Below are 10485 nucleotides of genomic sequence, written 5' to 3'. Positions count from 1 at the left end.
CGAAAGCCAACCGTAAGAAGACTTCAAATGCGGACCACTAGAACCAGAGATCGGCCAGCAGCTCCAGCGACCGGTCCCGCACCAACCACCCCCTTTGCTTTCTCTATCCCGTTGGTGGGGTCGCTCGACGGGAAGACCGCACGCCTCTGACGCTCCCGCTCGTAGACGGAGCAAGAATAGGGGGACGCATTTCGACACCCTCCGGGTATGCGACGTCCGTGCCGCCCTCCCCGGAGGAAGCTTCGCCAATTGGATGGCGTGAATGAAGGTACCTACGTAGACGTTCGGGTGAGTCATGGCCCATTCGCTGAACGGCAGCGACAATGTCTCTCCCTGTCACGAAGGCAATAGGATGGCCATCTTCTCTCACCTCAGCGTAAACCTGGGCGCTGATGAAACTGGTAGTAACGAACACGCCGAACTGCCGGTGCCTGATTCGGGAGATCAGACGAGCCACGTCGCGGACGCCCACACCGTTATCGGGCGCATAGCACTTTGCCTCAAGGGCGAACTCGAGCGCTATTGGGTCCTTGCCCGGCCCGATTCGGAACGTACCGACAGCGTCCCGCCCGCCGTCCCGGGATGGCCTGGTCACCTCAACGTGGTCCACGTGGGGATCGGTCGATACCCAGACCTCGGCGGCCAGATGCTCGAATTTAGCCGGCTCAGGGGCAAAGTGACGGTGTATGTCATCGATTAGCCAACGATCCTTGACTAAAGGAAGCTGCTCCTCTCGGCTCCTCATGGTAACGGTAGGAGGAGCCTCAAGCGCAGTATAAATTCGACTTCTTACCCAGATTTCCCACTCGCGGGGACAAGCGCTGCCAAATATATTGCCCTCCAACACCTGGTTGATCCACTCGCGTTTGACTACAGGCACATCCAGAACAGTGAAATGCGCCCGATAGTTCTGAAATCTGACATGCGACGTAGTCCGCCATGTTGCTACAAGTTCCTCCTCCGGGCTCAGTCGTGCAGACCCTGGCGTAAGCAGGCCACGGAATACAACGTCTCGACCTTCTCCTGTTTTCTGGAAGAGGAAGATTGGCGGAATGAACCGTCGCTGCGCGGGGCCGGATTGCGAGGCGGCGAAGATCTGGTTTAAGAGCAGATTCCCTCTGCGGGGAGTCTCGTGGAGCTGGTGGCCCGGGCGGCGATTGTCGCCGTAGTAGGTGAAGTCCCCCGTCGTTGGATCCAGCCGGTCGGGCCAGTCCACCTCGTCACCCGATGTGTAGAGGACTACCAGCCTCACTGCAGATTGGGAAACACTGCCCTTATACCGGAAGCCGCCCTGGTTTCCGACTGGCAACAACATGCCGATGGGATCGTCCGCGACCGTCTTGGCACTTCCCCCCGCATATACGCGGTCTACAACAAGATCCGCGTCCGGCAGGTTCGCGAACGGGACCTTTGCCTTAGCCATGCGACTAGGATGTCATCTTTTCTATCGACGAGTTCGGTTAGCGAGAACCATCTGGGAGCGCATTGGTCAATCTGACGGGGCGCTGCGTTAGCCGAACCGGCTTCCCAACCACCGCCGCCTAGAACCAGAGATCGGCCAGCAGCTCGATGGACCAATTCCGCACCGCGGGGTCGTAGGCGCAGGTGACGGTGATGAGCTCGTCGGCGTCGGTGCGCTCGACGAATTCCTCGAGCTGGCGCCTGACCGTGTCGGGCGAGCCCACCGCGCTGATGTCGAGCATCGGGTTGGTCGCGCCGCCGAACTGCGCCGGGTCCACTGGCGGCTGAATCTTGCGACTGGGTCCGGCCCGCAGGTCGAGGATCATCTACTGCAGGGTGGCAGAGTCCCGCGATACGTAGTTGGCGTCTGCCACGACTACGCTGATGCCGACCGTCACCACGGACGTGTCGATGCGCGCTGGGCCCTTGCTGCCGAACAGCTCGCCGTTGGTCCTGACGTTCTCGCTCGCCTCGCACTTCGCGCCCGACCAGATATCGCCGAGCCACTCGGGGCCGGGGGCTTGTATGCCCGGACACCAGACGTCGAAGTACATGCGTTCCTCCCGTTCTGATCAAGCTGGTCGCGAGGCACCGGCAACCCGCCCCATACGACGCGTGATGCGACGCCCAAGCAGCGGTCCGCGGCACGCGATAACGGCACGCAGCTTGTCGGCCGCGGGATGCACGACTTAGACCGAGTCCATCGGGTCCGCACCGGGGCACAGCGCTTATGGAATGGGGCAGCGTCGCCGAGCCGCTGCATGTTTGGCAGATGGGCCGGACCCGTGTGTCAACGGCGGGCGTGAGGGTGAGCAGCACGGTGGCCGACCGAAGGTACCGGCGCCACGAACCTCTTTCAACTCCCAATCGTGCACCTCGCGCCGGCATTTCCGTCCGCCCATCAAGTTGAAACTGGCGACGGACCCGCTCCCGACGCTCTTACTCAAAACCACAGGTAAGAGGATTCTCGAACGCTAGGATTGCCGCGGGCTGGCTATCCGGCCGCGGTGGCCCGCGCCGGCATATGGCAGGATGGACGGCCTAGGGAGAGGGTCACAAACATGGCATTCACATCAGTGGAACTATGCGCCGGGGCCGGCGGCCAGGCTGTTGGCCTGGAGCGCGCCGGATTCGCTCACTTGGCCTGCGTCGAGTACGACAAGCACGCCTGCACAACCCTGCGCACCAACCGGCCGCACTGGAACACCGTCGAGATGGACTTGAACGAGTGGTCCGGCGCCCAGTACGCGGGCAAGACAGACCTGGTGGCGGGCGGCGTGCCGTGCCCCCCATTTTCGAAGGCGGGTCGGCAGCTTGGTGCAGATGACGATCGTAACCTCTTCCCGCGGGCACTGGATCTGATCGAGGAGATCGGGCCGAAGGCCGTCATGATAGAGAACGTTCGCGGCTTGATGGATCCGGTTTTTGAGGGCTTCAGGGCGGAGGTCGAGGGGCGCCTGGAGGATATGGGCTACACGTCGTCATGGCGGCTGCTCAAGGCTTCGGATTTCGGTGTCTCGCAGCTGCGGCCCCGCACGATTCTGGTTGGACTCAAAGAGCCTTGGGCCGGGCATTTCTCTTGGCCCGAGCCTCACAAGCGACCGGCGAAGAGCGTGGGCGCACTACTGCGGGACCACATGGCCGCCAATGGTTGGGAGGGTGCTGACGACTGGGCGGCCGGCGCCGACACGATCGCACCGACCCTGGTCGGCGGGTCGCTCAAGCACGGCGGTCCTGACCTGGGGCCGACCCGCGCGCGGGCCGCGTGGGCTGAGCTGGGGGTGGAAGGTCGGACCATTGGCAGTGAGCCGCCGGCACCCGGGTTTGTGGGAATGCCGCGGATCACAGTGCAGATGGGTGCGCTCATCCAGGGCTTCCCGCCTGACTGGATCTTTCCTGGCACCAAGACGGCGAGTTGGCGTCAGGTGGGGAACGCATTCCCTCCGCCGGTGGCCGCGGCCGTGGGTAAACAGATTCGCCGAGCCTTGGAGGCCGTCAAGCTTGAGTCTGTGCTTGATCCGGAGAGTCTGGTAGCTCCGCTTTCACGGACGCCGGAGCTGGCAGCTCTCTAATTCCCTCGAGCACCTTCTCGAGCAGATCGAATGAAATTCTGGCCGGGTCCACAGCAACCCAGTCGGCTTCTTCAAGTTCGTAGCCGACGGAGGCGGCCGCGGCGCAGTCGACCCGCCAGGTTCCGCACAGAAGGACCAGGTTGTGTTCGGCGAGGACGTGGGGTTTGGCCTGACGGGCTCGGCGCATGGGGTCTTTGGCGCCGAGCCCGATGGTTTCGATGACGTACCGGGGCACCACTGTGTCTGGCATGTAGCCGAAAAAGGCAGTGAGGCGCTTCTTGATGCCGCCGCGGCCGAATACCGCAGCGAGCTGGTCTTCGGTGAGGTCGCGTAAGGGGTTGCGCGGCAGCGGTCCGTCCACCACCGGGGTTTGGAAGCGTTTCATCGCATCGGAGGTGAAGCTGCGCTTGGCGTCTTTGTTGGCCCCGTTGCGTAGCCATACGCGGTGGGCCCTCATTATCGAGGCGTAGAAATGGTCAGCCGGGGCGTCGATTCTGATGAGTAGGCAGATTTCGCACTGAGATTCGGTGGGGATCATCCACGAGTTGCGGATCGTAGTTTTGATCTCGACGGGGATGCCGGCAATCACGGTGTCCAGGGGCTTCTGCTTCGGTAGGCCTAAGGCGTGCAGAAGTCGATATTGCAGTTTGGTGCCGACCGATGAACGTTCGTCGGAGTCGACTTCCGGGTCGTAGAGATAGAACCGTCCGGTGATGGAGCCCTCTATGACGTAGTTGATGGCGTCGAGGATGGCGTTCCGTAGATGTGCTTCCAGGTCTGGCCGGGTTTGGAGCCACTTCAGCACTTGCTGCAGCTCAAAGTCCTCCTCGGGGGCGAGAATTGTGTGAGCGGGTGGCTGCGGGATTGCGGTCTGTCCTCTGCGCGCTGTGCGCCCGTCGGGTCTACACGTGTGCCCGGGGCCGGGGACAGCGTTCGTTGCCATACCGGGCTACGATAGCCGGCAGAAAATCAGCGGCGGCCTGCAGTAAAGGTGGGTGGAGTCGTTCCGACCGATACGGACCTTGCAGAAAGTGGCGTCGGCGAACACGTAGGGGAACTCGGTGTGGGTCAGCGTCCGGGTGCGGAACTGCTCGACTTCGGCATCGAGCTCGGCGCAGATGCGTGAGACCTCCGAGTTGGAAATGCCGGTATCGACTCCGAGCGCGCGGACCAGGTCATCCACGGCCCGGGTGGACACGCCGCGCACTTAGGCCTGCATAATCACCGCGGACATGGCCCGATCGATCCGTCGGCGGCGCTCTAGCGGTGCCTGGAAGAACGACTCTGCCCGCAGCTTCGGGATCTGTGCCTCGGTGTCTCCCACCGGGGTCGAGATCGACTTGGGACGGTGCCCGTTGCAGTGGGTCGTGCGCTTCTCGGACCGTTCGTAGCGTTCGACGCCGATCCTCGCCGCGGCTTCGCCCTCGATCAACGCCCGCATGCCGACCCGCACCAGCTCGGCGAACATGGCCTGCGGATCAGCGGCCAGCAGTGCGTCGAGCTGGGCGTGTACGCCAGAATGGGACTGGGGCCTCGAGTGGTGTGAGCTACTTGGCGGTAACTCATTGACCACTACGCGATGGCCCGCCCTTGTCAGCGGACCGCTACACCCTCGTCAGCCAGAACCCCGGCCCCGAAACCCCACCACTCCACGCGACTTCCCCTCATTCGGTAACAAAGAGGCCCAGAGAATGCCCCATCTTCCATCCAGCCCTGCCATCTAGCAGCACAATCGGCGTCCCTACTGGCGGGCATGCTGACGCTCGCATTACTGTGGATCCGGCGCGGAACCGAAGCCGCACGAGATATTGAATATTCGTCTCACTGGGGTCCATCGGTATTGCCTCTGGGGGCCAGTGGCCGAGATCGCGAATATTGCGCTTGGGGGCCAGCAGTAGCGTCCGTGGGGGCCACCCGCTTCTAGGCTCCTTCCGCCGCGTGTATAGGGCACGCGGCGGAAGGAGCAATCCGTGACTGTACGGAAAATCAGGGCGAAGCTCGTGTTGCAGCTTCGCGCCGAAGGCTTGTCAGGCAGGGCGATCGCCGCCTCGCAGGGCATGTCCCGCAAGAGCATCGCGGCGGTGCTGGAGGCCGCCGATGCGACCGAGACGAGCTGGGACGACGTCGCCGAGCTCACCGATGAGCAGGTGTACGCCCGCCTGTTCCCGGGCCGCGGGGAACACGAGAGCGTGTTCGCCCAGCCCGACTGGGAACAGGTCCACCGCGAGATGGCCCGGGTCGGGGTCACACTCAAGCTGCTGCACGGCGAGTACACCGACCGCTGCGCCCACGCGAAAGCGCCGGCGATGGGCTATGACCGGTGGTGCAAGACCTACCAGCGACACGTGATGGTCACCGGCGCCGCCTCCCGCGTCGGGCACAAGGCCGGCCAGACGGTCGAGGTCGACTGGTCCGGCCCCACGATGGAGCTCACCGATCCGGTCACCGGAGCTACGCGGAAGGTGTACCTATTCGTGGCGTGCTTGCCGTTCAGCCGGTACGCGTTCGTCTGGCCATCGACCGACATGCAGCAGGACGCGTGGCTTCGGGCGCACGTGGCGATGTTCGAGAACTTCGGCGGATCGGTGCCGCGGATCGTGTGCGACAACCTCAAAACCGGCGTGGTCTCCCATCCCCGCGACGGCGAGATCGTCCTCAACGACGCCTACCGGGAGATGGCCGCCCACTACTCAGCAGCCGTTCTACCAGGGCGGATACGGCGGCCCAAGGACAAATCTGGCGCAGAGAACACCGTGGCGCACGTAGCGACCTGGGTGATCGCCGGCCTGCGGGACCGCATGTTCCACACGGTGCCCGAACTGGCCGAGGCGATCGGTGAGCGGATGGACGCCTACAACCGGGAGCCGTTCCAGAAACGCCCCGGGTCGAGGCTGAGCGTGTTCACCGCCGAGGAGCGGCCGCTGCTCACGCCGCTGCCGGCGGTGGCGTTCGAGATCAGCAGGTGGCTCTACGGCCGCCGGGTCGGTCGCAACGGGCACGTGGTGTTCGAGCGCAACTTCTACTCCGCCCCGCTGGCGCACATCGGCACCAGAGTCGACCTGCGGATTACGGCCCGCACGCTGGAGATCTACCGCGGCACCGAGCGGATCTCCAGCCACCTGCTGCTCCCAGCTGGAGCCTCCGGGCAGTACCGCACCAACGATGCCGACCTGCCCGCCGGCCGCCAGTACCAGCAGTGGGATGCGCCCCGGGTACGGGAGTGGGCCGAGCGGGTGGGGCCGGCGGCGGTGATCGTGGTGAACCGGATCTTCGAGTCCGTGCCCGTTGACGAGCAGGGCCTGGACGCTGCCCTGGCGGTGCTGCGTCTTTCGCGGCGGTTCTCGGCCGAGAGGGTCGAAGCCGCCTGCGCCCTGGCGCTGACCGGGCCGGTGCGCTCACCCCGCTACGCGCATATCCACCCGATCCTGGCCACCGGCCAGGACAAGACCGCCGCCCTACAGCCACGCACGAAGCCCGAGCAGGCCGGCGGCTACGTCCGCGGTGCCGACTACTACGCCAGGAGTGCCCGATGAGCAGCATCGATAGCGAGACCAAACGCAAGCTCCGCGAAATGGGCGCCCAGCCACTGCTCGAGGCGATCGAAGCGCAACACGACGACCACGTGGTCGGCATGAGTTTCGGCGAGCGCCTGCAGCTGGTCGTCGACCACGCCTGGCAGATAGGGCTTGTCGGTACCGCGGGTCCGGCGAGTTGGTACCGCCATTCCGGCGACCCGGAACCGGCCCGTGTGTGAAGCGGGCCGGCACCGTCGGGGGTTACTCCCAGTAGCCGGTGGTGGCTCGGGCTTGGTCGTCGCGCTGTCGGCGCATGTCGACTTCGCCGAGGTTGATCTCGCGGGCGTTGTTGGCCAGGCGGTTGACGATGGAGTCCGCGGCGACCCGGTCAGGCAGCGCCTCGAGCCAGTACGCCGGCCGGGATTGGGAAGCGATCATCGTCGGCAGCCGGTGTTCACGGTTGGCCAGCACGGCGAACAAGTCGTTGGCGGCTTCAGGATCGATGCCCACGGTCAGGAAATCGTCGATGATCAGCAGCTCCACTTCCGAGAGGTCGTTGAGCATCTTCTGGTGGCGGATGCCGTCGCCGCGGGCGATGACCAGCCGCCGGGCGAGTTCGTCCATGCGGGCGTAGGTGACGGTGTGCCCGTTCTGGCAGGCGGCGATGCCGATCGCGCAGGCCAGGTAGGTTTTCCCGCCGCCGGTCGGTGAGAGGACCAGCAGGTTGGTGGGGTCTTGGCGCCAGTGGTGCCCGGCGTAGCGTTTCATCCGCACCGGGGTGATCCCGCGTCCTTCCTGGTAGTTGATCTCGGCGATCGAGGCCTGAGGGATCGGGAACTTCGCCGCTCGGATCAGCTTGTCGATCCGGTGGGCCTGGCGCTGGTCCAAGGCGTCGTCGACGGCGGTGAGAAAGATCTGCTCCGGGGTGAGCTCGTCATTGGCCTCATCGCTGATGAGCTCCTCGAACCGGGTCGCCACGTGCGTGATGCGCAGGTTGCGGAACTTCTGGTGATCGATCTCGGTGAACATCACACGCCCTCCCCGCTGCGGCCGCGCGCATAGTGATCGGCCGAGCGCACCTGCACCGCGCCGTCGTCTCGGGCTCCGGCCGGTGGCGGGGGCTTTCGGGTGGCCGCCGCTGGGACCACGGGTCGGGGCGCTTTGCCGTCGGAGTCGATGGTGGCCATGACGCGTTTGAGCACGCTGTAGCTGCCGACGCTGTTCTGGTTGAGCAGCACTTGGCAGGCCGCCTCGAGCCGCTGTCGACTTCTCTTGCCGAGAGTTTCGAGGATGTTCTGGCAGTCCAGATAGCCCTGCGCCTCGATCACGTGACGATCCAGGATCTGGGCGATCACTTTCTCGGTGGCGGGGCCGAACCCGCGGGCGCGGTCGGTGAACCACTGCCGCGACCACAGGCCGTCGATACCCTGGTGCTCTTTCGGGGCGTGAGCCAGCACCGTCGAGTACTGGCCCTTGCGGCCGTGGCGCCGGGAGTGCTCGCAGACGACCTGGTCACCGTCGAAGAGCGTCACCGACTGCGCGGTCAGGCGCACCCGCAGCAGCTGACCGGCGAAGGTGTACGGCACCGAGTAGTACTGCGAGTCGCAGGAGACGTGATAGTTCCGGCCGACCTTGAGTTGCTTCCATTCCACCGTGGCGAACCCGTCGTCTGGCAGGGCCGCCAGCAGCGGCGCTTCGTCGGACTCGAACCTCTCCAACCGGGTCGTACCGTCAGCTCGGCGAATCTGGGTGTTGATCTCGGCGACGCGTTCGGCGATCGCCGCGTTCAGGGCCTCGATGGTGGTCCACACCTCTTCGGCGAGGTAGCCGATTACGCGCTTGTTGACCACCTCCACGGCCGATTCCATGGCCGCCTTGTCGCGGGGTTTTCGGACCCGCGCGGGCACGATCGCGGTGCCGTAGTGGTCGGCCAGCTGCTGGTAGCGGACGTTGACAGCCCTGGCCGCCTCGCCCTGCTTCTGCCGGTGAGTGGCGGTGGTCGGGTTGTCGGGCACCACCATCTGCGGTGTCCCGCCGAAGAACGCGAACGCGGCCACGTGGGCGTCGATCCAGGACGGCGACTTTATATCCGTGAAGCCGCGGCAGAACACCGCACCGGAGTACGGAAGGACCGCCACGAACAGGTACAGCTTGGTGACCTCGCCGGTGACCGCGTCGAGGACCTCGAGGGTGTCGCCGGCCCAGTCGACCAACATCGTCCGACCGGGTTCGTGATGCAGCGTGGCCACCACGTCTTTGGCCCGGGCGTGCTCGGCGAACAGGGCGCAGTACTGCGAGTACCCGTACTTCTTCCCGCTTCCGGCCGGAGCGGCGAGGTACTTGCCCCAGGCCTGCTGGATGGTGAAGTGCCGGTTGAACTTCATCGACGCCAGCACCCGATCGAAGTCAGGCTTGGTGTAGTCCTCCGAGACGCGTTTGCGCCCGTCGGGGAACATCCCGGCGATCTCGGCCGGGTTCATCGACGACGCTTGGCCGGCGGTGATGCCGTACGCGGTGATCGTCTTCTTCACCGCCGCGATCTCCCCACGCGAACACCCGACGGCGGCGACGATCTCGCTGTAGCTATGCCCGGCCAGCGCCAACGTCATGATGGCCTTGTACTCGGCCACATCAGCCTCCTCAAATAGGAAGAAGCGGCGCAGTCGCGCCGCCTCACCCCGAGCAGACCACCCCGCCCGCCCCAAGGAGTACCGAGTCGCCGGAATCGCAGTACCGGATCGCCGGACTAGGCGTACCCACTGGCCCTATCTGCCACACGCCCACGAGAGCTTCAACCATTCCAAGATCGACGGACTCATCCGCCGGGCCAACCTGCGCTACCCAGCAGCCGATCTGCGGCGCGTAGACCTGGTCGAGGAGCGCGGCCTGGACCGGGCCATGCTCGCGCAGCTGGCCACCTGCTCGTTCATCCAGCGCCAACAGAACGTCGTCTTCCAGGGCTTCACCGGCTCGGGCAAGTCCTACCTCGGCTGCGCCCTGGCCAAGCAGGCCTGCCAGCACCGCTTCCGGGCGCACTACATCCGGATGCCCGACCTCGAAGAAGCCTGGGCCCTGGCCAAAGACCGACCCCAGGGCCAGAACAAATTCTTGAAGAAGTACGCCGCGTTCTCCCTGCTGGTGATCGACGAATGGCTCCTCGACCACCCCGACGAGACGATCAGCAGAATGCTCCTCGAGCTCCTTGAGCGGCGCTACGACACCGGGTCGACAGTCTTCTGCACCCAGTACCCCAAGAAAGACTGGCACCAGCGCCTGGGCTCCGGAGTCCACGCCGACGCCGTCATGGACCGCATCGTCCACAACACCCTCTGGATCGACACCGGCACCCACAACATGCGCGAACACGCCGCCGCGAGTCAGTAAGTAATCCCCGAGACGGGGCCGGTGGTCCCCACAGACGCGATCACCGGCCCCCA

At 65.0% G+C, this 10485-nt stretch carries 10 protein-coding genes and 1 pseudogene; 4 read left to right on the top strand and 7 right to left on the bottom strand.

Going from position 1 to position 10485, the window contains the following annotated elements; translation table 11 throughout:
* Window positions 1-103 precede the first annotated feature (103 nt).
* The 3 genes from G6022_RS11665 to G6022_RS11655 form a co-directional block, all read right to left on the bottom strand.
* Window positions 104-1423 (bottom strand): restriction endonuclease, encoded by a 1320-nt coding sequence (locus G6022_RS11665; protein ID WP_182639613.1) that lies wholly within the window; start codon window positions 1421-1423, stop codon window positions 104-106.
* A gap of 118 nt (window positions 1424-1541) precedes the next feature.
* On the bottom strand, window positions 1542-1787 hold the full coding sequence (locus G6022_RS11660) for a hypothetical protein (RefSeq protein WP_182639612.1): 246 nt from the start codon (window positions 1785-1787) through the stop codon (window positions 1542-1544).
* Window positions 1788-2015, bottom strand: coding sequence for a hypothetical protein (locus tag G6022_RS11655; RefSeq protein WP_182639611.1), 228 nt, complete (start codon window positions 2013-2015; stop codon window positions 1788-1790).
* Between the two features lie 507 nt (window positions 2016-2522).
* Between G6022_RS11655 and dcm the strand changes: the two genes are divergently transcribed.
* On the top strand, window positions 2523-3533 hold the full coding sequence (dcm, locus tag G6022_RS11650) for a DNA (cytosine-5-)-methyltransferase (RefSeq protein ID WP_182639610.1): 1011 nt from the start codon (window positions 2523-2525) through the stop codon (window positions 3531-3533).
* Here the strand turns inward: dcm and G6022_RS11645 are convergent.
* Both G6022_RS11645 and G6022_RS11640 read right to left on the bottom strand, forming a co-directional pair.
* On the bottom strand, window positions 3457-4338 hold the full coding sequence (locus tag G6022_RS11645; protein ID WP_182639609.1) for a NaeI family type II restriction endonuclease: 882 nt from the start codon (window positions 4336-4338) through the stop codon (window positions 3457-3459). The genes dcm and G6022_RS11645 overlap by 77 nt on opposite strands.
* 204 nt (window positions 4339-4542) lie before the next feature.
* A pseudogene (locus tag G6022_RS11640) lies at window positions 4543-5106 on the bottom strand (transposase); the annotation flags it as partial.
* A gap of 397 nt (window positions 5107-5503) precedes the next feature.
* On the opposite strand from G6022_RS11640, the gene istA (G6022_RS11635) reads away from it, so the two are divergent.
* Both istA (G6022_RS11635) and G6022_RS11630 read left to right on the top strand, forming a co-directional pair.
* On the top strand, window positions 5504-7066 hold the full coding sequence (gene istA, locus G6022_RS11635; protein ID WP_182639608.1) for an IS21 family transposase: 1563 nt from the start codon (window positions 5504-5506) through the stop codon (window positions 7064-7066).
* Window positions 7063-7287 (top strand): hypothetical protein, encoded by a 225-nt coding sequence (locus tag G6022_RS11630; RefSeq protein WP_241731183.1) that lies wholly within the window; start codon window positions 7063-7065, stop codon window positions 7285-7287. Before istA (G6022_RS11635) ends, G6022_RS11630 begins: the two co-directional genes overlap by 4 nt.
* 22 nt (window positions 7288-7309) lie before the next feature.
* Here the strand turns inward: G6022_RS11630 and G6022_RS11625 are convergent, their stop codons facing one another.
* Both G6022_RS11625 and istA (G6022_RS11620) read right to left on the bottom strand, forming a co-directional pair.
* On the bottom strand, window positions 7310-8077 hold the full coding sequence (locus G6022_RS11625) for an ATP-binding protein (RefSeq protein WP_182639607.1): 768 nt from the start codon (window positions 8075-8077) through the stop codon (window positions 7310-7312).
* Window positions 8077-9678, bottom strand: coding sequence for an IS21 family transposase (gene istA, locus G6022_RS11620; RefSeq protein ID WP_182639606.1), 1602 nt, complete (start codon window positions 9676-9678; stop codon window positions 8077-8079). Before istA (G6022_RS11620) ends, G6022_RS11625 begins: the two co-directional genes overlap by 1 nt.
* Between istA (G6022_RS11620) and G6022_RS11615 the strand changes: the two genes are divergently transcribed.
* On the top strand, window positions 9656-10432 hold the full coding sequence (locus G6022_RS11615) for an ATP-binding protein (protein ID WP_277817773.1): 777 nt from the start codon (window positions 9656-9658) through the stop codon (window positions 10430-10432). The two genes, istA (G6022_RS11620) and G6022_RS11615, sit on opposite strands and share 23 nt — an antisense overlap.
* The last annotated feature ends 53 nt before the right edge of the window (window positions 10433-10485 follow it).

Origin of the sequence: Dietzia sp. Cai40, assembly GCF_014145165.1 — a bacterium.
Taxonomy (GTDB): domain Bacteria; phylum Actinomycetota; class Actinomycetes; order Mycobacteriales; family Mycobacteriaceae; genus Dietzia; species Dietzia natronolimnaea.
Note: the sequence above shows the minus strand (reverse complement) of the source record. Positions and strands in the feature narration are given on the sequence as shown.

Coding starts and splice junctions, on each gene's coding strand:
- G6022_RS11630 (WP_241731183.1), top strand. CDS start 7,063: ATGAGCAGCATCGATAGCGAGACCAAACGCAAGCTCCGCGAAATGGGC.
- dcm (WP_182639610.1), top strand. CDS start 2,523: ATGGCATTCACATCAGTGGAACTATGCGCCGGGGCCGGCGGCCAGGCT.
- G6022_RS11625 (WP_182639607.1), bottom strand. CDS start 8,077: ATGTTCACCGAGATCGATCACCAGAAGTTCCGCAACCTGCGCATCACG.
- G6022_RS11660 (WP_182639612.1), bottom strand. CDS start 1,787: ATGATCCTCGACCTGCGGGCCGGACCCAGTCGCAAGATTCAGCCGCCA.
- G6022_RS11655 (WP_182639611.1), bottom strand. CDS start 2,015: ATGTACTTCGACGTCTGGTGTCCGGGCATACAAGCCCCCGGCCCCGAG.
- G6022_RS11665 (WP_182639613.1), bottom strand. CDS start 1,423: ATGGCTAAGGCAAAGGTCCCGTTCGCGAACCTGCCGGACGCGGATCTT.
- G6022_RS11615 (WP_277817773.1), top strand. CDS start 9,656: ATGATGGCCTTGTACTCGGCCACATCAGCCTCCTCAAATAGGAAGAAG.